The organism is Aeromicrobium sp. (genome assembly GCF_049586495.1).
In the GTDB taxonomy this organism is placed as follows: domain Bacteria; phylum Actinomycetota; class Actinomycetes; order Propionibacteriales; family Nocardioidaceae; genus Aeromicrobium.
Map to the genome: position 1 here is coordinate 1 of NZ_JBAVCB010000170.1, position 23,093 is coordinate 23,093.

The window sequence follows — 23,093 nt, forward strand, 5'->3', positions numbered from 1 at the left end:
GTGCACGACACCGTCACCGACGACGCCGTCGACCTGTCGTGACCTGACTCACCCTGCGCTGGTGGCGCGATGTGCCGCTCTGCGGCTTATAGTTGCGTAGTGCAACAGACTGATCTCGAGGAGCGCTGGGTTCCTACACCGGAGCTGACGCACCGCGAGATCCTCGAGATCCTGTTCGGCCTGCTGGCGGCGCTGTTCACAGCCATCTTGAGCTCGACGATCGTGTCGAATGCGTTGCCCACCATCATCGCCGACCTCGATGGCTCGCAGATGCAGTACACGTGGGTCGTCACGTCGTCCCTGCTGGCCATGACGGTCTCGACCCCGATCTGGGGCAAGCTGTCGGATCTGGTCAACAAGAAGACGTTGGTGCAGATCTCGATCGTCATGTTCGTGGTCGCCTCCATGGCGGCAGGCCTCTCGCAGTCGGTGCCGCAGCTGATCGCGATGCGGGTCGTGCAGGGCGTCGCGATGGGTGGGCTGACCGCCAACGCGCAGTCGATCATCGGCTCGGTCATTCCACCGCGTGAGCGCGGCCGATACAGCGGCTACATGGGCGCCACGATGGCCGCCGCGACGGTGAGCGGGCCGCTGCTCGGCGGCATCATCGTCGACACGCCAGGACTCGGCTGGCGCTGGACGTTCTTCGTCTGCGTGCCGTTGGCCGTCATCAGCCTGTTCGTCCTGCAGAAGTACCTGCACCTCGCCACGGTGCGCCGGAAGGTCTCCTTCGACTATGCCGGCGCCGTGCTGATCGCGCTCGCCGCGAGCCTCCCGCTGCTGTGGGTCACGTTCGCCGGCGACTCCTTTGCCTGGCTGTCGTGGCAGACGGCGGCACTCCTCGGAGGGGCGGTCCTGGCGGCCGTCCTGGCCGTGCGTGTCGAGCTGAGGCATCCCGAACCTCTGGTCTCGATCAGCGTCGTGCTCGAGCGCACCACCGCGCTGGCCATCATCGGCAGCATCTCGGTGGGCATCGCGATGTTCGGTGGCTCGGTCTTCATCGGCCAGTACTTCCAGATCGCGGGCGGACACAGCCCGACCGAGGCGGGCCTGCTGACCATCCCGCTGATGATCGGCTCGCTCGTGGGCACCATCACCTCGGGCCTGCTGATCACCCGTTTTGGGCGGTGGCGGCGCTTCCTCGTCATCGGCTCGGTCTCGCTGATCGGGGGAATGGGCCTGCTGGGCACCCTCGACCACCACACACCTGAGTGGCACGCCATGGTGTTTCTCGCCTTCGTCGGTGTCGGCATGGGCATGCTCCTGCAGAACTACGTCCTGGCCGTCCAGAACACCGTCGGCGTCAGCGAGGTCGGCTCGGCCAGCGCCACGGTGGCGTTCTTCCGCTCGTTGGGGGGTGCCGTGGGCGTCTCGGTCCTTGGCGCGATCCTGGCCGCGGAGGTCAGGGCCGATGTGTCGACCGGGCTCGCCGCACTCGGTACCCAGGGCCGCACCGGGGGTGGGTCGCTGCTGGACGTCGAGAACCTGCCGGCTCCGGTCGCCGAGATCGTGCGATCGGCCTACGGTGACGCGACCGGCACGATCTTCCTGGTCGGCGCCTTCGTCGCGGTGTTCAGTCTCGTGGCGGCGCTGCTGATCCGCGAGGTACCGCTACGCACCACGATCGACAAGCGGGACGAGTAGCCAGTGGTCAGGTGCGCCCGATGCGGCGACCCGGCTGCAGATGCAGCGCATTGCGTCGCCGACGGCAGTACTCGATGCCGATCAGGCCCAGGCCGAATCCGGCCAGCGCGGTCCACAACCACCACGTGCGACCGTCCTGCTCCAGCGTCCCGAGGAACGGCAGCATGGCCACCGCCACGACTCCCCACACGATGGTGCCGACGGTCATGGTCCGGACGCCGTCGACATCCATGGGCTCGACCTCGGCCACGCGGTGCGTCGTGTTGCCGATCTCGAGCTCGGTGATCTCCGGGCGCCCAAATTCGTGACGACGTGCAGCGCGGTCAAGACGAGCAATCTCGCGCGAACCCATCTTGCGCTCGACCGTCTCGGGGCCGTCGCCCTCGTGGATGATCCAGTCGTCGGTCACGCTGTCAGCGTACCTGTCATGCTGGAGAGGCCATGAATCCGCGCCACCGACGCCTCCTGATCCCGGGACTGCTCGTCGCACTGCTGGTCGTGGTCGTGATCGCATCGCTGGCAGGCCGCTCGGACGCCGCCGCCGACGACGATCCGATGCAGATCAGCGTCATCGATGACCCGCGGATCGTCGAGGCCAGCGGGATGGCACTCAGCGTGCAGTTCGACGACCTCGTCTACCTCGTGAACGACTCGGGTGAGTCGCAGATGATCTACGCCGTGCGGATCTCGACCGGCGCCGTGGTGGGGGCGACGACCGTGACGAACGGACGGTGGAAGGACAGCGAGGCGCTCTCGATCGACGATGACGGCACCCTGTGGGTGGCCGACACCGGCGACAATCTGGAGCAACGTCAGGATGCCGCCCTGTACTCGTTCGCCGAACCCGGTGAGGGCGATCAGACGGTCACGGCGAAGCGATATCCGTTGACCTATGAAGGCGGCCCCCAGAACGTCGAGGCGCTCTTGATCGAGCCGAAGACCGGGGGCAAGTACCTCATCAGCAAGGGCTTCGCCGGCGCCAGCGTCTTCGCCGTGCCCGACCCGCTGAGCCCCGGGAGCAACGTGGCCAAGCGGGTGACCGATGCTCCGGCGGGCGTCACGGATGGTGCCTTCACCCTCGATGGATCGCGCGTTCTGCTGCGCACCTACGCCGACGTCCGCGAGCTCGACCCCTCCGACTGGGACGAGCGGCGATCGATCGCGTCGCCGCCGGTGCAGCAGGGCGAGACGCTCGCTGCCGAGAGCGGCGGCCGCACCTTCTTGATCGGCAGCGAGGGCGCGTCATCGCCGTTGATCCGGGTCGCGATACCTGCTGGAACCGACCCCAGTCCGACGGCCACGGCGGGCCCGACCGCCTCACCGGTGCCGGTCGACGCCAACGGCGATCCGCGCGCTTCGCAGGGCTTCGCGGGGCGCGCTTGGTTCGGCGCCGGCTTCGGGCTGCTGGTGCTGCTGGCCATCAGTTGGTGGGTCGCCCGCGGGCGCTGAGACGGGTCTGGGAGGGTTTCTCCAGCGATGTCGACGCAGGAGGACACATGAACACCAGGCTGGACGAGTACTTCCGGATCAGCGAGCGCAACTCGACGATGGCTCGAGAGGTCCGCGGTGGCATCGTCACCTTCCTCACGATGGCGTACATCATCGTGCTCAATCCGATCATCCTGGCCGGCGTCGCCGACGCCGACGGCCGCTACCTGGGTGGCGGCACCGAGCCCGGCTCGGGCTTCGCCACCATCGCCGCCGTCACGGCGCTGGTCGCCGGAATCTTGACCCTGGCGATGGGCCTGGTCGCCAATTTCCCGCTCGCCCTCGCCACCGGTCTGGGCCTCAATGCCTTCGTCGCGTACTCGGTCGCCACGCAGATGACATGGGCGGACGCCATGGGCCTGGTCGTCCTCGAGGGACTGATCATCCTGGTCCTCGTGCTGACCGGATTCCGCAAGGCAGTGTTCGATGCTGTGCCCCGCGAGCTCAAGACCGCCATCGCCGTCGGTATCGGCTTGTTCATCACGTTGATCGCGTTGGTCGACGCTGGCTTCGTGCGCACGACCGGGATTCCGGCGCCCCCAGTCCAGATGGGCATTGGCAACCAGTTGTCCGGCTGGCCCGTGCTGGTGTTCATCGTGGGTCTGCTGATCATGATCGTCCTGCACGCCCGACATGTCCCGGGAGCCATCTTGATCGGCATCCTGAGCGCCACGGTCATCGCCGGCATCGTCAACGCCATCATCGACGTGCCGGCAGGCGCCGGTGATCCGAACTCGAAGGGTTGGAACCTCAACGTCCCGTCCTGGCCGGACTCGCTGTTCCAGAAGCCGGACTTCTCCCTGATCGGCGAGTTCTCGCTGTTCGGCTCCTTTGAGCGTGTCGGATTCGTGACGGCCGCCTTGCTGGTCTTCACGCTCCTGCTGGCTGACTTCTTCGACACGATGGGCACCATGACCGCGATCGGCGCCGAGGCCGGTCTGAACGACGAGGACGGCACCCCGCAGAACGCGCAGCGCATCTTGGTGGTCGACTCCATCGCCGCGGCGGCCGGCGGTGCCGCAGGCGTCTCCAGCAACACGTCGTACATCGAGTCCGCGTCGGGCGTCGGTGACGGCGCACGCACTGGTCTCGCATCGGTCGTGACCGGCCTGTTGTTCCTGCTCGCGACGCTGGCCGCGCCGCTGGTGCAGCACATCCCGAGTGAGGCTGCGGTTCCGGCGCTGGTGCTGGTCGGCTTCTTGATGATGAGCCAGGTCTCGCACATCACGTGGAGTGACGACGAGATCGCCATTCCGGCTTTTCTGACGATCGTGCTCATGCCGTTCACCTACTCGATCACGGCGGGCATCGGGGCAGGGTTCGTGACGTACGTGGTGCTGAAGGTGGTCAAGGGCAAGTCCGCTGGTCTGCATCCCTTGATGTGGATCGTGGCGGCCCTGTTCGTCGTGTACTTCGCCATCGATCCGATCTCACGCTGGGTGACCTGAGTCCTCCTAAGGTGGGTGCCATGCTGATTTCCCTGGGTGACAAGATCCCGAGCGTCGACGAGACCGCGTGGGTCGCACCGAACGCCACCGTGGTCGGCTCTGTTCACCTCGGCGCAGGTGTCAGCGTCTGGTACGGCGCGGTGCTGCGGGCCGACAACGAGCCGATCACGATCGGGGCGCGATCCAACGTGCAGGACAACTGCTCCTTTCACGTCGACCAGGGCAGGCCGGTCACGCTCGGCGAGGGTGTCTCGGTCGGCCACAACGCTGTCGTGCACGGCGCCACGATCGGCGACCACGTGCTGGTCGGCATGGGCGCGGTGATCATGAACGGGGCCGACATCGGCGCGGAGTCCATGGTGGCCGCCGGGTGCTTGGTCACCGAGGGCACTGTCGTGCCGCCCCGGTCTCTCATCGCCGGTGTGCCCGGCAAGATCCGTCGCGAGCTGACCGACGACGAGATCGCCAAGCTGCACCACAACGCCGAGATCTACGAGAGCCACCGCGATCTGCACGCCGCTGGCGACCAGATCGGCTAGAGCCGGTCGACCACGTAGTCGATGCAGTCCGTCAGCGCGGTGACGTCGTCGGGATCGACGGCGGGGAACATGCCGACGCGCAGCTGATTGCGGCCAAGGCCCCGGTAGCTGTCGACATCGACGATGCCGTTCTCACGCAGTGCGCCGGTGACGGCGTCCTGATCGACGTCGGCGACGAGGTCGATGGTGCCGACCACGTGGGAACGCTCCGACGGCGCGGTGACGAACGGGTTGGCAAACGTTGACTGCTCGGCCCACGCGTACAGCCGCGACGCGGAGTCGGCGGTGCGGGCGGCGGCCCAGTTCAGGCCGCCCTGGTCCAGCATCCAGCGGATCTGCTGCTCCATCAGGAACAGCGTGGCGATGGCAGGTGTGTTGTAGGTCTGGTCCTGGCGCGAGTTGGCGATCGCGGTGGGCAGATCGAGGAATGCGGGGATGTGGCGCCCGCTTGCCTTGATCTGGTCGGCTCGCTCGATCGCGGCGGAGGACATCAACGCGATCCACAGGCCCCCGTCGGAGGCGAAGCTCTTCTGCGGGGCGAAGAAGTACGTGTCGGTCTGGCTGATGTCGACCAACAGGCCGCCGGCCGCAGACGTGGCGTCGACGATCATCAACGCGTCGTGGTCGGCGTGATCGACCCGGGCAACCGGCACCATGACTCCGGTGGATGTCTCGTTGTGCGCCCAGCTGTACACGTCGACGTCCGGTGTGGCGTGGGGGATCGGATGGGTCGACGGGTCGGTCTCGATCGTCTCCGGGTCGGCCAACCATGGCGCGCGCGCCACAGCGGTGGCGAACTTGCGGCTGAACTCGCCGTGCACCAGGTGTTGGCTGCGTTCGCGCACCAGGCCGAAGGCGGCCGCGTCGAAGAAGGCGTGCGAGCCACCCACGCCGAGCACGACCTCATGGCCGTCAGGCAGCGTGAACAGGTCCGCCAAGCCGGACCGCAAGGACCCGACCAGACTCTTGACGGGACGCTGGCGGTGCGAGGTGCCCATGACGTCAGATCCGGCGAGCGCGGTCAGAGCATCAACGCGCACCTTGGACGGTCCCGACCCGAATCGGCCGTCGGAGGGCAGCAACCGGGCGGGGATCTTCACGCGACCCATTGTCACAGGTTCCGTCGCATTGCTCACATCCGGTGGCGGCCATCGCACGGGGTTTCGTACGATGCCCCTTATGCCTTCTGAACCGGTGTCCGACCCGGGCTTCGTCGCCGTCCCGCTCGCCCACGGTCTCGACCCCTCGCTCGAGGAGTGGGAGAAGGCCGCCGCCGGCGTGCTGCGCACGTCGCGCCGACTGGCCGAGGACGCGCCGGACAGCGACGTGTGGTCGGTGCTGTCGACCACCACGCTCGACGGCATCAGCATCACCCCGCTCGGCACCGCCGCGCTGGAGAGCCCTGAGCCGGGCCTGCCGGGCCAGGCTCCCTTCACCCGTGGATCGGCTGCGACCCACGATTTCGACGGTTGGGACAACCGCGCGTGGTTCGCCGACCCAGATGGTGAGCGCACGGCTGCTGACGTCAGCACCGACCTGGAGAACGGCATCAACTCGCTGTGGCTCTCGCTCGGCACCGGCGGCACGCCGATTGACGCTCTGGCCACGATCCTGGAACCGGTCCTCGTCGATCTTGCTGCGGTGTGCCTCGACGCTCCGCACCAGCCGATCGCGGCTGCCGAGGCATTGGCCGCCGTGCTCCGCGCCAAGAACGTCAAGCCCGCACCAGGTACCACGCTCGGCATCGATCCGATCGGTGCGTCGCTGCGGGGTGTGGGGAGCACCGACCTCGACATCGTCGCGCAGGCTGCCTCGATCGCCCAGGACGTGGGCACCCGTGCCGTCACCGTCGATGCCACCGCAGCCCATGACGCGGGCGCCTCCGACGCACAGGAGCTGGCGTACTCGCTGGCCGCAGGCGTCACCTATCTGCGGCTGCTGGTCGACGCTGGGATCGCGGTCGACACCGCCGCGGAGCTGATCGACTTCCGCTATGCCGCCACCGACCAGCAATTTCCCACCATCGCCAAGCTTCGGGCGGCTCGCCGCCTGTGGAACCGCGTGCTCGATCTGAGTGGCGTGCCGTCTCCGACGGGCCAGCTGCAACACGCCGTCACGTCTCGTCCGATGATGTCTCGGTACGACCCGTACGTGAACATGCTGCGCACCACGGTGGCAGCGTTCGCGGCCGGAGTCGGTGGCGCCTCAGCCGTCACGGTGCTGCCCTTCGACGAGCCGCTCGGCCTCCCGGAGGCCTTCGGTCGTCGGATCGCGCGCAACACCTCCAGCCTGTTGATCGGTGAGTCGCACATCGGCACCGTCACGGACGCCGCCGGCGGCGCGCACGCGGTCGAGAGGCTGACTGACGACCTCGCGCGCGTTGCGTGGGCCCTGTTCGGCGAGATCGACGCCGCCGACGATGCGGCGTCCGCCATGGACCTGGTCCGCGCCGGCATCGCGGAGTCGGTGGCTGCGCGCGGACTGCTGATCGCCCGCCGAAAGATGCCTCTGACGGGGGTGTCCGAGTTCCCGAACCTGCACGAGGAGATGCCTGAGCGGCGTCCGTACGCCGAGGGCCGTCCCGAGATCTTCCGATACGGCCACGAGTTCGAACAGATGCGGGACGCGCGCTCCGCCACGCCGGTGTTCCTCGCCACGATGGGCAGCGTCGCGCAGTACACGGCCCGCGCCTCGTTCGCCGTCAACCTGCTGGCCGCTGGCGGCGTCGACACCGTCGCGGCCGGGCCCGCCGACGACGTCGCTGCCGTGCTGGCGGCCTATGACAACTCGCCGGTGGTGTGTCTGTGTGGGCCCGACCCGTTGTACGACCTGTGGGGAGCTGACCTGGTGGTTGCCCTGCGTGAGGCTGGCGCCCGGTACGTGGTGCTGGCCGGCAGCACCGACGTCGGTGCCGACGCCACGGCCGCTGCGGGGCTCGATGCCTTGGCCTTTCTTCGTCAGATCAAACAGGAGTTGACGGCATGAGCATTCCCGACAGCTTCGCTGGCCTGCCGCTCGATCCCGAGCAGCCCGCCGCCGCGGCCGCGCCCCACGAACGCGGCGAGCCCTGGGCCTCGCCCGAGGGCATCGACGTCCAGAGGCTCTACACCGCAGAGGACCTCAACGGTCTCGACGCGCTGGACACCTATCCCGGGCAGGCGCCGTTCCTGCGGGGTCCGTATCCGGCGATGTACACGACCCAGCCGTGGACCGTGCGCCAGTACGCGGGGTTCTCCACCGCCGAGGAGTCCAATGCGTTCTACCGTCGCAACCTGGCGGCGGGGCAGAAGGGGTTGTCGGTGGCCTTCGATCTGGCCACCCACCGGGGCTACGACTCGGACAATCCACGCGTGGTCGGGGATGTCGGCATGGCCGGTGTCGCGATCGACTCGATCTATGACACCCGCAAGCTCTTCGAGGGAATCCCGCTGGACGAGATGAGCGTGTCGATGACCATGAACGGCGCCGTCCTGCCGATTCTGGCGCTGTTCATCGTCGCGGCCGAGGAGCAGGGTGTGGCGCCTGAGCAGCTCTCGGGGACCATCCAGAACGACATCCTCAAGGAGTTCATGGTCCGCAACACCTACATCTACCCGCCGGCACCGTCGATGCGGATCATCTCGGACATCTTTGCGTACACCGCCGCCAAGATGCCTCGCTTCAACTCCATCTCGATCTCGGGATATCACATCCAGGAGGCGGGAGCCACGAACGATCTCGAGCTCGCCTACACGCTGGCCGATGGCATCGAGTACATCCGGGCCGGCCTCGACGTGGGCCTCGACATCGACGCGTTCGCCCCGCGGCTGAGCTTCTTCTGGGCCACCGGCATGAACTTCTACATGGAGATCGCCAAGATGCGGGCCGCCCGCGCGTTGTGGGCGCGATTGGTCAAGGGCTTTGACCCGAAGAATCCAAAGTCGTTGAGCCTGCGCACCCACAGCCAGACATCCGGGTGGTCGCTCACGGCCCAGGACGTCTACAACAACGTGCAGCGCACCGCGATCGAGGCCATGGCGTCCACGCAGGGCCACACCCAGAGTCTGCACACCAACGCGCTGGACGAAGCGATCGCTCTGCCGACCGACTTCAGCGCTCGCATCGCCCGCAACACCCAGCTGCTGTTGCAGCAGGAGTCGGGCACCACTGACATCATCGACCCGTGGGGTGGCTCGTACTACGTCGAGAAGCTGACCCACGACCTCGCGAACCGCGCCTGGGCGCACATCGAGGAGGTCGAGGCGGCTGGCGGCATGTCCAAGGCCATCGAAGAAGGCATCCCCAAGATGCGAATCGAGGAGGCAGCCGCCCGCACACAGGCGCGCATCGATTCCGGTCAGCAGCCCGTCATCGGCGTCAACACCTACCGGTTGGCCGACGAAGACCCGCTGGATGTCCTCAAGGTCGACAACAAGGCGGTCTACGCCTCTCAGGTCGAGAAGCTGAAACGCCTGCGCGCCGAACGTTCCCCAGACGACGTGGACGCTGCGTTGGCCGCGCTGACCAAGAGCGCCGAGCGCGGCGCCAGCCGCGACGGCTCGCTCGACGGCAACCTGCTCGCCCTGGCCGTCGACGCAGCCCGCGCCAAGGCCACCGTCGGCGAGATCTCCGACGCGCTGGAAAAAGTCTACGGGCGTCACCAGGCCGTGATCCGTACGATCTCAGGTGTGTACCGCACCGAGGCTGGCCAGGCCGGCAACGTGGCCAAGGTTCTGGAGGCCACCGAGGCGTTCGAGAAGGCCGAGGGTCGTCGCCCCCGCATCCTGGTCGCGAAGATGGGCCAGGACGGACACGACCGCGGTCAGAAGGTCATCGTCACGGCCTTCGCCGACATGGGCTTCGACGTCGACGTCGGCCCGCTGTTCTCCACACCAGAAGAAGTCGCGCAGCAGGCCGTCGACGCTGATGTGCACATCGTCGGGGTGTCGTCGCTGGCGGCTGGTCACCTGACGCTTCTGCCGGCACTGAAGGAGTCGCTGGCCCAGATGGGGCGTTCGGACATCATGATCGTGATCGGCGGCGTCATCCCGCCCGATGACGTGCCCACGCTCAAGCAGATGGGCGCAGCCGCCGTGTTCCTGCCGGGCACCGTCATCGCCGATTCAGCCCTCGATCTGCTGGGCAAGCTGCATGCTCAACATCAATGACCTCGCGGACGACCTGAGGATCGGTCAGCGGTCCGCGATCTCGCGGGCCATCACGCTGGTGGAGTCCAGTCGCGCCGATCATCGCGCCGAGGCGCGTGAGCTGCTCGGGCTGCTGACGCCTGACGCTGGGGGTGCCATCCGCGTCGGCGTCTCGGGCGTTCCGGGCGTGGGCAAGTCCACCTTCATCGAGGCGCTGGGCAATCACCTGATCGACGAGGGCCACCGCGTCGGCGTGCTCACGGTCGACCCGTCCAGCATCCGGACCGGCGGCTCGGTCCTGGGCGACAAGACGCGGATGCCCACGCTCGCGGTCAGTCCTGACGCGTACATTCGACCGTCCCCGAGCGCCGGCACCCTGGGTGGCGTCGCGCGCGCCACCAGTCAGGCCATCACGGTGCTCGAAGCGGCCGGATTCGACGTCGTGCTGATCGAGACGGTGGGCGTCGGCCAATCCGAGATCACCGTCGCCGGCATGGTCGACACCTTCTTGTTCCTGACCCTTTCGCGCACCGGCGACCAGCTGCAGGGCATCAAGAAGGGCATCTTGGAGATTGCCGACGTCATCTCGGTCAACAAGGCCGACGGCGAGCGGGTGCGCGAGGCAGAGGCCACCTCGAAGGATCTGGCTGGTGCGTTGCGACTGGTCTACGCCGGCACGAAGGACCAGTGGGTGCCACCCGTGTTGACCTGCTCGGCCCTCGAGGGCACGGGAATTGACACCGTGTGGAGCCGGATCATCCGGCACCGGGAGTTCATGGGCGCCAGGGGCCTGCGCGACAAGCGAGCGCAGCAGCAGCTCGACTTCACGTGGGCGCTGGTGCGCGACGAGCTGGACCAGCGTCTGCGTGCCGATCCCCGCGTCGCCGAGATGCGTGCCGAGATCCGTGAGGCGGTCCTGTCCGGGGAGATGCCGGCGGCCACGGCGGCTGACCAGATCCTCGCGGCCTACGACGCCTGACCCGTGGTCGGTCGTCGTCGCCGATCCGTGACACGATCGGTGCATGGAACGCTCGGTGTCGGCCCACCTGCAGCTGTACGCGTTTGGACAAGCCGACATGATCTTGTCGCTGGCCGTGGCGGAGGGGCAGTCCACCGACGAGACGATGTCGATCGAGTCCAACGGAGAACCTCTGGACTCTCACGTGGTGGTGGGCCGACACGGCACCCGCCTGCACCGGTTCTCGGCGCCCGTCGGCCCGATCTTGATCAACTACCAGGCCACCTGCACCGGCCGCGCCGATGAGCCGCCGGTCGAGGAGCTCGACGTCATCGAGTACCGCCGGCCGTCGCGGTACTGCGAGTCCGACACTCTCTATGCCATGGCCCAGTCGGAGTTCGCCGGCTTGTCCGGCGTGCCGTTGCTCGAGGCGATCGGCACGTGGGTCAATGACCACCTCACCTACGTGCCGGGCGTCAGCCAGCACACCGACGGCGCTGTCAAGGCGTTTCTTGCGAGGAGGGGAATCTGCCGCGACTACGCCCACCTCGTGGTGACGCTCCTGCGCTCGCTCGACACCCCAGCGCGGGTGGCGTCGGTCTACGCGCCGGGCTTGTTTCCCATGGATTTTCACGCCGTGGCGGAGGCCTATGTCGACGGTGGGTGGCACGTGGTGGATGCCACCGGACTCGCGCCGCGCCAGTCACTGCTGAGGATCGCGACGGGTCAGGACGCCTCCGAGACTGCCTTCTTGTCACAGCACGGCGCTGCCGTCAATCTGCGGTGGATGGAGGTGCGCGCCGTGGTGGATGAGCTTCCCGTGGACGACCACACGGGTCTGGTCACCCTGCGGTGACACGGGTTTTGTCACAAATAACTAGCAAAGACTAGTCACAAAGGACTACGGGTGGTCTATAGTGGACCAGACGGTGCACCGCGTGCACCCGAGTCCATCGGGGGGTGGCTCGGTGACAGCGATGTTCCGTCCGATCGAAGGGTCGGTCGCCTCAGGGGGAGACGACCGACCCTTCGGCGGTCGGCTGGTGACTCACAGAACGGCGAGTGGGTCCAGGCTCGAACGACCGCTGTCGATCGTCCAGCCGCCGATCACCCACCGGCCCATCTCGTCTCGGAGGAAGAACGTGGCCGTCGTGGGAATCGTGAGCATGTCATCGCGCCCCGCTTCGGTGGCGAAGACCGGGATCGACGCCTGGGCGGTGAGTCGTGCGGTCAGTCGCGGGGTGGCCTTGGCGCGGTCGACGCCAACGACCACGGTTGACCACCGCGGGTTGATCCAGACCGCTCGGTCGTCGTAGCCGTCGGCGGAGTTCTTCGTGCCGTAGAACTCGTGGTCCTCGCCAGCGGACCGCAGCAGCACCAGACCGAGCCGCTTCGCCCCGGTGTTGCTGGGCGACGACACGAAATCGGCGATGCGGGATCGGTACACGGCGTTGACGGTGGTGCGCGACAGCGCAGACAGAACCTCGTCGAAATCGCCTCGTTCGTAGCTGCTGCGGGGGAGGGACAGCCGGGAGTAGCGGTGGTCGAACACGAACGAGACAGCAGCGCAGGCGGCCGACTCGACCTGCTCTCGCCCAAACTGTTCCACCGCTTCTGCGGACGCCTCGGTGGTGACGGCAGGGCACCAGTCGACAGCAGATCCGTCGACGGTCACGGCCGCGGGTCGCCCAGGCCAGGTGCCTGAGACCGATGCTGGGGCCACGTCCGACGTGGGAGCTGGTTCGAGCGGCTCTGGACTGGCCGATGGGCGTTGGGTAGGGGCTGCACGGGCGCTCTCGCCGACCGTGCCGTCGGGCGCGGTGAGGCCGATCGCCATGCTCACGCCCACGGCGGCCAGCACGATCCCCGCGACGACCGCGACAGCCTTCGTCAGCATGGGAGCAGCATAGGTGAACCGCTGGGCCAGTCGCTCGGACTATTGACACGCTGAGCGGACTCGGGTGCACAATCAAAGGATTCTCGCTCGTGCTAGTGCTTGGAGGCCCTCATGAGTGATTCTTCTGCGTCGATCATCGACGACGTGGCGTTCGTCCCACCGGGGAAAGGTCCGTGGGAACTGGAGGCGACGCACTTCAGTCGACCGTGCACCCGCATCGTCCAGCAGTGCTATGCCGAGGGGTTCGTGCGTGGCTTCAAGGAGGGGACCGAGCGCTATGGCCTGCTGCTGTCGCATCTGAAGCCAGGCGTGGCTGCTGAATTCCAGTATCTCCAGCCGGTCGCCGTCGGAGCGCCGGAGGGTGCCATGGGCCCTCCCCCCAGGCTGGTGATGATGGCGCTCAGCCGAGTCCACCCCGCGCTGAGGAAGCGGATAGACACCGCTGTCACCGCTTTCGCGGAGAGGCGCTGGCGAGCAGATCTGGAGCACTGGGACGCGGTCGACAAGCCTGCAGCGATCGAGCGGCATCTCGCGATTCAGGAGGTGGACGTCGGGCAGTTGTCCAATGATGAGTTGGCTGATCACCTCGACATCTGCATCGACCACCTGACCGAGAGCGTCTACCTGCATCACAAGTACACGATTCCGGCGTGCCTTCCCGTGGGGGACTTCATGGCTGGCGCCCACGAGTGGACCGGGGCTCCGTTGGGTGAGTTGATGGAGCTGGTGCGGGGGTGCTCTGAGATCTCACGTGGCTTCGCGGCCGAGGAACTGCAACAGGCAGTGAAGTCGTTGGCGACCAGTGACGATGCTCGGCACGTCATGATGGAGTCGGGCAGCAGCACGGATGTCTTGACCGCGCTGGCGGCCCGCCCCGACGTGGGCGCAACCGTCCGCGACTACCTTGACGCCGTGCGGTGGCGGTGTGTCGGCTATGACGTCGGAGACGCGGCTGCAGGAGAGTTGCCCGATGTCCTGCTGGAGACGTTGCGACGTTCGGTGGTCCACACCGGCGCATCGGACGATGACGATGACGATCGCGGCGTGGCGGCGTTGCGGGCCAGAGTGCCGGTTCAACATCACGCCGACTTCGACGAACGGCTCGCGGACGTGCGGCTGATGTATCGCCTCCGCGACGAGAGAGGCGTCTATGCAGATGGGTGGGCCACGGGTCTGGCCCGCCGGGGCCTGCTCGAGGCAGGGCGGCGACTGACGTCTGCGGGCCTGCTGCGGGATCCAGCCCATGGGCCGTACATGGAGCAGGCCGAGGTAAATGCGGCGCTTCGTGACGGAGTCGCTCCCGACGCCGAGGAGATCGAGAGGCGATTCACCTGGCGGACCACCAGGACCATCGCCGACGCGCCGCCGTTCCTGAACGCACTGCCAGCTCCACCTCCGCCGACGGAGTGGCTGCCGCCGAAGGCCCGCCGCAGCGCGACCGCCATCGGCATCTTCCTGCACAGCCTGTTCGATGTCCCGACCACACCCAACACCGACACGGTCCTGACTGGACTGGCGGTGAACACCGGAACGTACGAGGGTCGGGCGCGCGTGGTCGACAGCTCCGACGACTTCGACCGGATCAAGGACGGCGATGTGCTGGTGACTCGCATGACCTCGCCGTACTTCAATGTGGTGTTGCCGCTGCTCGGTGCGATCGTCACCGATCGTGGCGGCCAGCTGAGTCACGCAGCCATCGTGGCTCGGGAGTACGGCATTCCTGGCATCGTGGGGACTCGGGACGCCACGCGGATGATCGCGGACGGCGCTCGTGTCCGGGTCGACGGTGCGACCGGTGAGGTCCGGCTGCTGGGGTGAGTCCTGACCCACTGACGCCACTTGTCGATGCCCAGGATCCAGCCGTCTTCGGGGGCAAGGCAGCCCAGCTGGCGGCGGCTCTCGTCGGCGGTCTGCCGGTACCCGGCGGCCATGCCGTCGCGTGGAACCGGGTCGACGCGCTCGTGGCGACGCGTCTCACCGTCTTCGACGACGAACCCGGACCCTGGGCCGTGCGGTCGAGCGCCATCGGCGAGGACTCGGCTGCGGCGTCGTTCGCCGGCGCGCACCTCAGCGTGCTCGGCGCGGTCGGTGCGGACGCAGTGGCCGAGGCGGTCAGCCAGGTGCAGGCTTCCGCGTTCGACCCGTCAGCCCTGACCTACCGCGAGCAGCGCGGGCTGGCTGGCACGCCTCGGATGGGCGTGGTGATCCAGCGCATGGTGGGCGCCGAGGTCGCCGGTGTGTTGTTCACCCGGAATCCTGTCACCGGCGAGAATGAGCGAGTGATCGAAGCGAGCTGGGGCCTGGGCGAGACGGTCGTGGCCGGACTGGTGACCCCTGACCAGTACCGCCTTGGTGCTGACGGACGGGTGCTCCAGCGGTCCGGTGGCGAAAAGGACATGGCCCTGGTGCTGGACGCTGACGGTCACACGAGGGAGGTCCCCGTGATCGGCGATCGGGTCGAGGCGCTCTGCCTGGACGACGCGAACCTCCGCTCGCTGCATGAGCTGGCGATGGCGTGCGACCGGGTCTTCGCTACCTCGGACCACGACATCGAGTTTGCCTTCGTGGGTGGCATGGTCCACCTGCTGCAACGACGTCCGATCACGCATGGCTGAACGAAGCCGGACCCGGGGGCTTGTGGCGGCCTTGCTCACCGCCAGCCTGATGCCGCTGAACTCCACCATGATCGCCGTGGCAATCCCGGACATCGCCCGTGATGTCGGTCAAGATCCGGCCACGGTGACCCAAGCGCTGGTCGCGACCTATCTCATCGCCGCGATCGCCCTGCAGAGTCCAGGCGGCAAGCTGGGCGATCGGTTGGGACACTGGCGCATCTTCACGGCCGGACAGCTCGTGATCGCGGTCGGCGCGGTGGTGGGATTCGTCGCTCCCTCTCTGACGCTCCTGGCCATCTCGCGCATTCTGATCGCGGTGGGTGGCGCGGTCATCGTCCCGGCCACGGTTGCGCTCCTGCGCACGGAGCTCCCGGCCGATCGTCGCGGGCGCGCCTTTGGCACCTTCGGGGCAGTGATGGCACTCGCGGCGGCGCTCGGCCCCATCGTGGGCGGAGGTCTGGTGGATGCCTTCGGGTGGGAGTCACTGTTCTTGGCGAACCTCCCGGTGCTCGCCGTCTCCGCCGTGCTCGCCGCTGGGGTTGCACACCCAGTCGCCAAGGCCCGGGCGGCATCATTTGACTGGCTGGGTTCAGGGCTGCTCACAGCAGCACTCATCGTGCTGGTGGTCGGCGCCCAGCGATCCGACGCCCCGACCGCAATTCTTCTTGTGACGGCGGGAGTCGTCGCGCTGGTGCCATTCGCGTGGTGGGAGCGTCGGGCCCCGGATCCGGTGGTCGCCTTCTCCTTGTTCGCCTCAAGGCCGTTCTTGGCTGGAACGGTGCTGATCGGACTGAACAACGTGGTGATGTACGCGTTGCTGTTCGAGCTTCCCCTCGTCCTGGAGAGTCGTTTCGATCAAGGCGCCCGAGAGACCGGGCAGTTGCTGCTCTTCCTGCTGCTCGCGATGGTGGTCACGTCGCTGCTCGCAGGTCGACTCGCTGATCGCACGGGCGCCCGAGTGCTCGCTGTCACGGGTTCGGTGCTGAGCATCGTCGCCATCGCCATGATGCTGGCATCAGACTTCACGTCGCCCGGCGACGTCCGGGTGCCGTTGGCGGTGTTGGGCGTCGGCCTCGGAATGGCTGGTCCGGCCGCTCAGACCGCTTCGCTCTCGGCGGTCAGCGCAACCCAGAGCGGGATGGCCGCGGGACTCGGCTCGACGGTGCGATACCTCGGCGGCGTCATCGGCATCGCCATACTGGGGCGGGTGCTCGACCTGACCGACGGTCGCGAGGCGATCTTGACCGAGCATCGATTGGCGCTCTCGATCTTTCTCGCGACGTTGATGGCAGGCCTGGCCTGTGCCGCCGTCCTCCCGGGACGACGGGCGCTCAGCCGACTGTCAGGCTGACCAGTCCGGGTTCCAGCCATCGACCTCGTCGGCCCGCCGGGTGGGCGGACCGGTGTAGACCGCGGAGGGTCGGATCAGACGACCCGTGCGCTTCTGCTCCAGGATGTGTGCGCTCCACCCTGCGGTACGAGCCGAGGTGAACATCGCGGTGAACATGTTGGGCGGCACCTCGGCGTAGTCCAGGACGATGGCTGCCCAGAACTCGACGTTGGTCTCCAGGACGCGGTCGGGACGACGCTCGCGCAGCTCCTTGAGTGCGGCCTCCTCCAGCGCGATGGCCACCTCGGCACGTGGGGCATTGAGCTCCTTGGCGGTGCGGCGCAGGGTACGAGCGCGCGGGTCCTCGGCGCGGTACACGCGGTGGCCGAAGCCCATCAGGCGCTCGCCGGAGTCGAGCAGGTCCTTGACGTACTTCGTGGCGTCGCCAGACTTCTCGACGCCTTCGATCATGGTCAACACGCGGGCGGGCGCACCGCCGTGCAGCGGACCCGACATCGCGCCCACTGCGCCGGAGAGGGCAGCGGCCACATCGGCTCCCGTGGAGGCGATGACTCGCGCCGTGAAGGTCGAGGCATTCATGCCGTGCTCGGCGGCCGAGACCAGGTAGGCGTCGATGGCCTTGGCGTGGTCGGGGTTCACCTCCCCGCGCCAGCGGGTCAGCATGCGACCGATGATCGTGTCGTTCTTGTCGATCTCGGCTTGGGGCACCATCGGCTTGCTGACGCCGCGGGCAGCCTGGGCGACGTAGGACAGCACCATGACGGCGGTGCGGGCGAGATCGTCGCGGACCTGCGTGTCGTCGATGTCGTACGTCTGCTTGAGGCCCCAAGCAGGAGCCGTGAGGGCGATGGCGCTCTGGACGTCGGCGCGGATGTCGCCGGAGTGCACCGGGATGGGGAACGGCTCGGCCGGCGGCAGGCCCGGCTCGTAGCTGCCGTCGACCAGGAGGCCCCAGATCTTCTCGAACGGCACACGGCCGACCAGGTCGTCGATGTCGACGCCGCGATACCGCAGTGCTGACCCCTCCTTGTCGGGCTCGGCAATCTCGCTCTCGAACGCAACGACGCCCTCGAGCCCGTGGTGTACCTCTACGCCTTCAGTCATGTCGTGCATTCTGCCTTGCTCTGGTCCAGCGGGCATCTGCGGTCCCTCCCCTCCTGCCAGAATGCTGACATGGACGCTTCGCCATTCCCCGACCTGCGGCGCATGCGGCACGAGTACGCAGAGGCCGGCCTCAGCGAGGACGAGGCGGGGGACGACCCCGTGCTGTTGTTCGAGCGCTGGCTCGGCCAGGCGATCGACGCTGGCGTGCCGGAGCCGAATGCGATGGCGGTGGCCACCGCGTCCGAGGACGGACGTCCGTCCTCTCGCATCGTGCTGCTGAAGGGTTTCGACGCCACCGGGATGGTGTTCTTCAGCGGCTACGACTCACGCAAGGGCCGCGAGCTCAAGGCCAACCCGCGAGCCGCCGCCACCATGCTGTGGCATCCGCTGCAGCGGCAGGTGCGCGTGGAGGGGACCGTCACCCGCGTCGATCCGGCCGAATCCGACATCTACTTCGCCTCGCGCCCGCGGGGCGCACAGATCAGCGCAGCAGCCTCGCCGCAGAGCCGGACAGTTGCTGACCGTGCGGCGCTGGAGGGTCGCCGGGCCGAGGTGGAGCGGATGTTCCAGGGGCGCGAGGTCGTCCGTCCGGAGGGCTGGGGCGGTTATCGCATCGCGCTGGACGTCATGGAGTTCTGGCAGGGCCGCAGCGGTCGATTCCACGACCGCATCCACTACGTCCGGCGAGGCGATGCGTGGGACCGCTCCCGTCTGGCCCCCTAGAGGTCGAGGAGTCAGGTCGGGCGGGTGACGCGATAGCGCACGAATGACGGCACCAGGACCGCAGCCGCGATCACGCCGATCACGACGAGGACTCCGCCCCCGGCAGCCGCGGCGGCAGCACCGACCCCAGCGGCTGCCACCCCGTGGGCGGTGTCCGCAATCCGAGGGCCTCCGGCGACCACCACGATGAAGACGCCCTGGAGCCGGCCGCGCATCGCGTCATCGGCCGCTTCCTGCAACATGCTCGTGCGGAAGGCAGCCGACGCCATGTCCGCCGCGCCCCCGATCACGAGCATCGAGAGGGCGATCACGAGCATCGTCATGGTCCAGCGCTCGGCGAGGGCCACCGCGAGGCCGAAGCCAGCCATCGAGGCCCCCCACACCAGGATGCACACGATCACGGCGAGTCCGTGGCGCTCGATCCGGGACACCCAGCCGCTGAAGACGCCGCCGATCACGGCGCCGGTCGGGATCGCGGCGAACAGCAGCGCGAACACCAGGCCGCCGGCTGAGGGCCCGCCGAAGTTCAGATTCGCCATCTCCGGGAACAGGGCGCGCGGCATGCCGAACACCATGGCGATCAGATCGACGACGAAGGACATCAGCAAGACCGGTTGGGTGCGCAGATACGCGAAGCCGTCAAGGACAGCGCGCACGCCTGGCACGGCGGTCACCTCGAGCACCGGCAACGGCGGCAATCGCACCACGGCGCCGAGCGTGGCGAACAACGTGAGGGTGTCGATCAGGTACAGCCACGAGAAGCCGATGAACGGGATCAGCACACCAGCCACCATCGGCCCCGCGATGGCTCCCGCCATGCTGACCGTCATGTTCAACGAGTTGGCCGCAGGCAGCAGCTCTGGTTCGACCAGCTTCGGGATGATCGCGTACCGCGTGGGCTGGTTGACGGCAAAGAATGCCTGCTGCACCGCGAACAGGCACAGCAGGAGCCACACGTTGATGCCACCGGCCGCCGCCTGCGCCCAGAACAAACCGCTCGTCACGATGAGTCCGACGGTCGTCACGATCAGCAGGGTGCGTCGATCGAAGACGTCCGCCAGTGCCCCGCCGTACAGACCGAACACGATCAACGGCACCAGCCCGAACACGCCGGTCAGTCCGACGAAGGCAGACGACCCGGTCTCGAAGTAGATCTGGGCGGGTACCGCGACCACCGTGAGCTGAGCGCCGACGACCGTGATGATGTTGGCGGTCCACAGCCGGCGAAAGTGCGGGTTGCGCAGGGGCCGGGTGTCGGCCAGCAGGCGCGGTCGGGCCATCAGAAGGTGGCGGGGTCGATTTCGATCCAGATCTGTTCGGAGTGCGCGAGCAGATCAGTGCCGGCGTGGAGGGCGGTGCTGGTCACGACCTTGCGCCCGCTGCGCTCGTCGAGCCGGCCGACCACGGTGCACGGCTCGCCGATCTCAGGCATGCGGAGGATCTCGGCCGTCATGCGGCCAAGCACCATGGGCTGAAGCGTGAAGTCGGCGCTCCACCCGCCGGCGCAGTCGATGGCCGCCCACACGATCTGGGTGGCCAGGCCACCGTCCGCGCTGAGCAGGCCGGAGTGGGGCGACCACGTGGCCGCGACGGTGCTGCTGCCTGACTCGATCGGACCGGAGAAAACCCGCAAGCCATCCCCCTCGGACCGATCTGGTCCGCACGTGAAGCAGGTGCTGAACGGGTGCCCGACGTGGCCGGGGTACGCGGCCTCGCCGGCCGCCGCCTGTTCGCGCGTCGGAGCCGGGGGGACGTCGCGCGCGAAGCTGCCGGGGGAGGCTTCGCCCACCAAGGCGCCGCCGGCGGTCAGCAGACGCACGGTCTCCTGGTCGGACTCCCAGCTCAGGGCCACGTCGAGCGGCGGCGGAAGCCGCAGCGTCGAGGTGACCGGACCCGCCTGATCGATCTGGCTGGCGATCAGACCGCACACGTAGCCGCCATTGCCCGAATGCGCTGGGCCGTTGAACCGTGCCTCGATCGTGACCATGACCGCACGCTACCGGGGTGTGCTCAGTTCTTCAGGTGCTGGTACCGCCGCAGGGACTCGACGCGTTCCTCGGCGTGGTCGACCAGGGGTGCCGGGTAGTCAGCGGGAGGATCGGCGAGCTCCCACGGCGTGTGCACGTGCTGGTCGGGGACGTCGCGCAGCTCAGGTACCCAGCGGCGTACGTAGGTGCCATCGGCATCGAACTTCTTGCCTTGCGTCATCGGGTTGAAGACTCGGAAGTACGGTGACGCGTCGGTGCCAGAACCCGCGACCCACTGCCAGCCGTGCTGGTTGGAGGCGAGGTCGGCGTCGACCAGGCGGTCCAGGAAGTGGGCGGCACCGTGCTGCCACTCCAGATGCAGATCCTTGACCAGGAAGCTGGCGACGATCATGCGCACCCGGTTGTGCATCCATCCCTCGGCGAGCAGCTGACGCATGCCGGCGTCGACGATGGGGATGCCGGTACGACCCTGCTTCCAGGCCTTGAGATCGTCGCCGGGTTCGTCGTACTCCATCTGCTCGAACGTGGGGTCGTAGTAGCCGAAGGCCGAGTCTGGGCGGTGATGGAGCACATCGGCATAGAATTCGCGGAAGGCCAGCTCGCGGGCGTAGGCGTCCGGTCCCGGTGAGCCGGCTCGCTCGGCGAGATCGGCCAGCATCGTGCGCGGATGGATCGTGCCCCACGTCAGGTGCACCGACATCCGCGACGTGCGGTCGACGCCGGGAAGGTCGCGAGTGTCGGCGTAGTCGGCGACGTCGGAGTCCAGGAAGTCGCGCCAGCGCCGGCGGGCGGCGGCCTCGCCGATCTCGGGCAGGGTGACGCCGTCCGGGACCGCAGCGTCGGGAATCTGGTGGGATCGTCCGTCGGGCCGCGTCCACGCGACATCGCGGACCGCAGGGGCCGGCTCGCGCCAGCCGTGGTCGGCCCAGCCCCTGAAGAACGGCGTGAAGACGCGGTACGGGGTGCCGTCGGCCTTCGTGACACTCCCCGGCGTCACGGCATAGGCCGATCCGGTGCGCACCAGATCGATGCCGTGATCGGCGAGCGACTGGCGGACGTCGTCGTCGCGCTGGGATCCGTAGGGGGTGAAGTCGGCCGTGACGTGCACGGTGTCGGCGCCTGCGGCGCGGGCGACGCGCACCACCTCGGCGGCAGGATCGCCGTGCACGACATGGAGACCGCCGATTCGATCAGAGAACTCCTGCATCAGCTGCGCCAGACAGCTGCGCCGGACGCTGGCACCCGTCCCCCAGAGGTGGTCGTCGAGCACCAGCAGGGGAACGACCTGGTCGGCGGCGTCGACGGCCGCTCTGAGGGCGGGGTGGTCGGCCAGCCGGAAATCGGTGCGGAACCACATGACGGAGGTGCTCATGTGCGTCATTGTGCAGGCTCTCGGGCGGGGTCGCAGGTCGGCCGGTGTCGTCGACGTGCTGTTTACTGAGTCCCGTGAGCGAGCTGATCGACACCACCGAGATGTACCTCCGCACGGTCTACGAGCTGGAGGAGGAGGGCATCGTGCCCCTGCGCGCTCGGATCGCCGAGCGCTTGCATCAAAGCGGTCCGACGGTCAGCCAGACCGTGGCCCGGATGGAACGCGACGGGCTCATCAGGGTTGAGGGCGACCGTCATCTGGAGCTGTCCGACAAGGGACGCCAGCTGGCCACGCGGGTCATGCGCAAGCACCGCCTCGCCGAACGTCTGCTCACCGACATCATCGGCCTCGAGATCGAGTTCGTGCACGAAGAAGCCTGCCGCTGGGAGCACGTGATGTCCGAGCAGGTCGAGCGCCGTCTCGTCGTGCTGCTGGACAACCCCACCGAGTCGCCGTACGGCAATCCGATTCCCGGGCTTGCCGAGCTGGGTGGCGCTCCCGAGCCAGTTGACTTCCTGCACGGCGTCGAGCCGCTGACGGCCGCCGTCGACGGACTTGCCGATCCAGTCCGGGTCGTGGTTCGTCGCATCAGTGAGCCCCTGCAGACCGACACCCAGGTCATGTCCGTGCTGCGCCGGGTCGGCGTGCTGCCGGGCAATGACGTGCTTGCGTCCCACGGTACTGCAGGCGTCGTCGTCGCTCGCCAGGGCGAGACGGCTGAGATCGACGCCGAAGCCGCCAGCCACATCTTCGTGACCCGCTGACCGCTACCCCTTCCGAGGCGGCAGCGGGATGAAACCGCTGGTGCGGCGGACGTAATCCTCGTAGCCTGGCTTGGTC

The 23,093-nt window shown here is 67.8% G+C and carries 20 protein-coding genes; 13 read left to right on the plus strand and 7 right to left on the minus strand.

The features are described 5' to 3' along the window. Nucleotides 1-99: 99 nt before the first annotated feature. On the plus strand, nucleotides 100-1,644 hold the full coding sequence (locus WB508_RS09000) for an MDR family MFS transporter (RefSeq protein ID WP_423844549.1): 1,545 nt from the start codon (nucleotides 100-102) through the stop codon (nucleotides 1,642-1,644). Between the two features lie 7 nt (nucleotides 1,645-1,651). Here WB508_RS09000 and WB508_RS09005 read toward each other — a convergent pair whose 3' ends face one another. Beyond that, nucleotides 1,652-2,053 (minus strand): DUF2530 domain-containing protein, encoded by a 402-nt coding sequence (locus WB508_RS09005; protein WP_423844550.1) that lies wholly within the window; start codon nucleotides 2,051-2,053, stop codon nucleotides 1,652-1,654. A gap of 32 nt (nucleotides 2,054-2,085) precedes the next feature. Here WB508_RS09005 and WB508_RS09010 point away from each other — a divergent pair, with 32 nt between their 5' ends. From WB508_RS09010 to WB508_RS09020, 3 genes are read left to right on the plus strand one after another with little or no spacing between them, the layout of a single operon-like run. Continuing rightward, nucleotides 2,086-3,093, plus strand: a complete 1,008-nt coding sequence (locus tag WB508_RS09010; protein WP_423844551.1) for a hypothetical protein — start codon at nucleotides 2,086-2,088, stop codon at nucleotides 3,091-3,093. A gap of 47 nt (nucleotides 3,094-3,140) precedes the next feature. Beyond that, nucleotides 3,141-4,580, plus strand: a complete 1,440-nt coding sequence (locus tag WB508_RS09015) for an NCS2 family permease (RefSeq protein ID WP_423844552.1) — start codon at nucleotides 3,141-3,143, stop codon at nucleotides 4,578-4,580. 20 nt (nucleotides 4,581-4,600) lie between these two features. Continuing rightward, nucleotides 4,601-5,119, plus strand: a complete 519-nt coding sequence (locus WB508_RS09020) for a gamma carbonic anhydrase family protein (protein WP_423844553.1) — start codon at nucleotides 4,601-4,603, stop codon at nucleotides 5,117-5,119. Here WB508_RS09020 and serC read toward each other — a convergent pair. Continuing rightward, complete coding sequence (gene serC, locus WB508_RS09025) at nucleotides 5,116-6,228, minus strand: phosphoserine transaminase (RefSeq protein ID WP_423844554.1); 1,113 nt, start codon at nucleotides 6,226-6,228, stop codon at nucleotides 5,116-5,118. The genes WB508_RS09020 and serC overlap by 4 nt on opposite strands. A 70-nt stretch (nucleotides 6,229-6,298) precedes the next feature. Between serC and WB508_RS09030 the strand changes: the two genes are divergently transcribed. Genes WB508_RS09030 through WB508_RS09045 form a run of 4 tightly spaced genes read left to right on the plus strand, consistent with a single transcriptional unit; the run spans nucleotide 6,299 to nucleotide 12,059 of the window. Further along, nucleotides 6,299-8,104 (plus strand): methylmalonyl-CoA mutase family protein, encoded by a 1,806-nt coding sequence (locus tag WB508_RS09030; RefSeq protein WP_423844555.1) that lies wholly within the window; start codon nucleotides 6,299-6,301, stop codon nucleotides 8,102-8,104. Further along, on the plus strand, nucleotides 8,101-10,266 hold the full coding sequence (gene scpA, locus WB508_RS09035) for a methylmalonyl-CoA mutase (RefSeq protein WP_423844556.1): 2,166 nt from the start codon (nucleotides 8,101-8,103) through the stop codon (nucleotides 10,264-10,266). Before WB508_RS09030 ends, scpA begins: the two co-directional genes overlap by 4 nt. Beyond that, on the plus strand, nucleotides 10,250-11,224 hold the full coding sequence (meaB, locus tag WB508_RS09040) for a methylmalonyl Co-A mutase-associated GTPase MeaB (RefSeq protein WP_423844557.1): 975 nt from the start codon (nucleotides 10,250-10,252) through the stop codon (nucleotides 11,222-11,224). The genes scpA and meaB overlap by 17 nt, the downstream gene beginning before the upstream one ends. Before the next feature lie 43 nt (nucleotides 11,225-11,267). Next, on the plus strand, nucleotides 11,268-12,059 hold the full coding sequence (locus WB508_RS09045) for a transglutaminase-like domain-containing protein (protein ID WP_423844558.1): 792 nt from the start codon (nucleotides 11,268-11,270) through the stop codon (nucleotides 12,057-12,059). Between the two features lie 192 nt (nucleotides 12,060-12,251). Here WB508_RS09045 and WB508_RS09050 read toward each other — a convergent pair whose 3' ends face one another. Continuing rightward, nucleotides 12,252-13,100 (minus strand): hypothetical protein, encoded by an 849-nt coding sequence (locus tag WB508_RS09050; RefSeq protein WP_423844559.1) that lies wholly within the window; start codon nucleotides 13,098-13,100, stop codon nucleotides 12,252-12,254. Nucleotides 13,101-13,211: 111 nt separating this feature from the next. On the opposite strand from WB508_RS09050, the gene WB508_RS09055 reads away from it, so the two are divergent. Genes WB508_RS09055 through WB508_RS09065 form a run of 3 tightly spaced genes read left to right on the plus strand, consistent with a single transcriptional unit; the run spans nucleotide 13,212 to nucleotide 17,066 of the window. Continuing rightward, nucleotides 13,212-14,918 carry a PEP-utilizing enzyme gene (locus WB508_RS09055; protein WP_423844560.1) on the plus strand — a complete coding sequence of 569 codons (1,707 nt, stop codon included), beginning with the start codon at nucleotides 13,212-13,214 and terminating at the stop codon, nucleotides 14,916-14,918. Continuing rightward, nucleotides 14,915-15,715 carry a PEP/pyruvate-binding domain-containing protein gene (locus tag WB508_RS09060; protein ID WP_423844561.1) on the plus strand — a complete coding sequence of 267 codons (801 nt, stop codon included), beginning with the start codon at nucleotides 14,915-14,917 and terminating at the stop codon, nucleotides 15,713-15,715. Before WB508_RS09055 ends, WB508_RS09060 begins: the two co-directional genes overlap by 4 nt. After that, nucleotides 15,708-17,066: an MFS transporter gene (locus tag WB508_RS09065; protein WP_423844562.1), complete on the plus strand. Its 1,359-nt coding sequence runs from the start codon at nucleotides 15,708-15,710 to the stop codon at nucleotides 17,064-17,066. The genes WB508_RS09060 and WB508_RS09065 overlap by 8 nt, the downstream gene beginning before the upstream one ends. On the opposite strand, the gene WB508_RS09070 is transcribed toward WB508_RS09065, so the two are convergent. Continuing rightward, nucleotides 17,058-18,170: a citrate synthase 2 gene (locus WB508_RS09070; RefSeq protein WP_423844563.1), complete on the minus strand. Its 1,113-nt coding sequence runs from the start codon at nucleotides 18,168-18,170 to the stop codon at nucleotides 17,058-17,060. The two genes, WB508_RS09065 and WB508_RS09070, sit on opposite strands and share 9 nt — an antisense overlap. Before the next feature lie 69 nt (nucleotides 18,171-18,239). On the opposite strand from WB508_RS09070, the gene pdxH reads away from it, so the two are divergent. After that, nucleotides 18,240-18,893 (plus strand): pyridoxamine 5'-phosphate oxidase, encoded by a 654-nt coding sequence (pdxH, locus tag WB508_RS09075; RefSeq protein WP_423844564.1) that lies wholly within the window; start codon nucleotides 18,240-18,242, stop codon nucleotides 18,891-18,893. Between the two features lie 11 nt (nucleotides 18,894-18,904). On the opposite strand, the gene WB508_RS09080 is transcribed toward pdxH, so the two are convergent. From WB508_RS09080 to WB508_RS09090, 3 genes are read right to left on the minus strand one after another with little or no spacing between them, the layout of a single operon-like run. Beyond that, complete coding sequence (locus tag WB508_RS09080) at nucleotides 18,905-20,173, minus strand: MFS transporter (protein WP_423844565.1); 1,269 nt, start codon at nucleotides 20,171-20,173, stop codon at nucleotides 18,905-18,907. Further along, entirely contained in the window at nucleotides 20,173-20,880 is a 708-nt protein-coding gene (locus tag WB508_RS09085; RefSeq protein WP_423844566.1) for a hypothetical protein, read from the minus strand. Before WB508_RS09085 ends, WB508_RS09080 begins: the two co-directional genes overlap by 1 nt. A gap of 23 nt (nucleotides 20,881-20,903) precedes the next feature. After that, entirely contained in the window at nucleotides 20,904-22,253 is a 1,350-nt protein-coding gene (locus tag WB508_RS09090; protein WP_423844567.1) for a cryptochrome/photolyase family protein, read from the minus strand. A gap of 74 nt (nucleotides 22,254-22,327) precedes the next feature. Here WB508_RS09090 and WB508_RS09095 point away from each other — a divergent pair, with 74 nt between their 5' ends. Continuing rightward, a complete protein-coding gene (locus WB508_RS09095; protein WP_423844568.1) occupies nucleotides 22,328-23,017 on the plus strand; it encodes a metal-dependent transcriptional regulator in 690 nt (229 codons plus the stop codon). Nucleotides 23,018-23,093 lie beyond the last annotated feature (76 nt).

Excerpts from the sequence above, each read along its gene's own strand:
- WB508_RS09020 (WP_423844553.1), top strand. The coding sequence starts at position 4,601 with ATGCTGATTTCCCTGGGTGACAAGATCCCGAGCGTCGACGAGACCGCG.
- pdxH (WP_423844564.1), top strand. The coding sequence starts at position 18,240 with ATGGACGCTTCGCCATTCCCCGACCTGCGGCGCATGCGGCACGAGTAC.
- WB508_RS09055 (WP_423844560.1), top strand. The coding sequence starts at position 13,212 with ATGAGTGATTCTTCTGCGTCGATCATCGACGACGTGGCGTTCGTCCCA.
- WB508_RS09080 (WP_423844565.1), bottom strand. The coding sequence starts at position 20,173 with ATGGCCCGACCGCGCCTGCTGGCCGACACCCGGCCCCTGCGCAACCCG.
- WB508_RS09070 (WP_423844563.1), bottom strand. The coding sequence starts at position 18,170 with ATGACTGAAGGCGTAGAGGTACACCACGGGCTCGAGGGCGTCGTTGCG.
- WB508_RS09045 (WP_423844558.1), top strand. The coding sequence starts at position 11,268 with ATGGAACGCTCGGTGTCGGCCCACCTGCAGCTGTACGCGTTTGGACAA.
- WB508_RS09010 (WP_423844551.1), top strand. The coding sequence starts at position 2,086 with ATGAATCCGCGCCACCGACGCCTCCTGATCCCGGGACTGCTCGTCGCA.
- scpA (WP_423844556.1), top strand. The coding sequence starts at position 8,101 with ATGAGCATTCCCGACAGCTTCGCTGGCCTGCCGCTCGATCCCGAGCAG.
- WB508_RS09090 (WP_423844567.1), bottom strand. The coding sequence starts at position 22,253 with ATGAGCACCTCCGTCATGTGGTTCCGCACCGATTTCCGGCTGGCCGAC.
- WB508_RS09065 (WP_423844562.1), top strand. The coding sequence starts at position 15,708 with ATGGCTGAACGAAGCCGGACCCGGGGGCTTGTGGCGGCCTTGCTCACC.
- serC (WP_423844554.1), bottom strand. The coding sequence starts at position 6,228 with ATGGGTCGCGTGAAGATCCCCGCCCGGTTGCTGCCCTCCGACGGCCGA.
- WB508_RS09085 (WP_423844566.1), bottom strand. The coding sequence starts at position 20,880 with ATGGTCACGATCGAGGCACGGTTCAACGGCCCAGCGCATTCGGGCAAT.
- WB508_RS09015 (WP_423844552.1), top strand. The coding sequence starts at position 3,141 with ATGAACACCAGGCTGGACGAGTACTTCCGGATCAGCGAGCGCAACTCG.
- meaB (WP_423844557.1), top strand. The coding sequence starts at position 10,250 with ATGCTCAACATCAATGACCTCGCGGACGACCTGAGGATCGGTCAGCGG.
- WB508_RS09050 (WP_423844559.1), bottom strand. The coding sequence starts at position 13,100 with ATGCTGACGAAGGCTGTCGCGGTCGTCGCGGGGATCGTGCTGGCCGCC.
- WB508_RS09030 (WP_423844555.1), top strand. The coding sequence starts at position 6,299 with ATGCCTTCTGAACCGGTGTCCGACCCGGGCTTCGTCGCCGTCCCGCTC.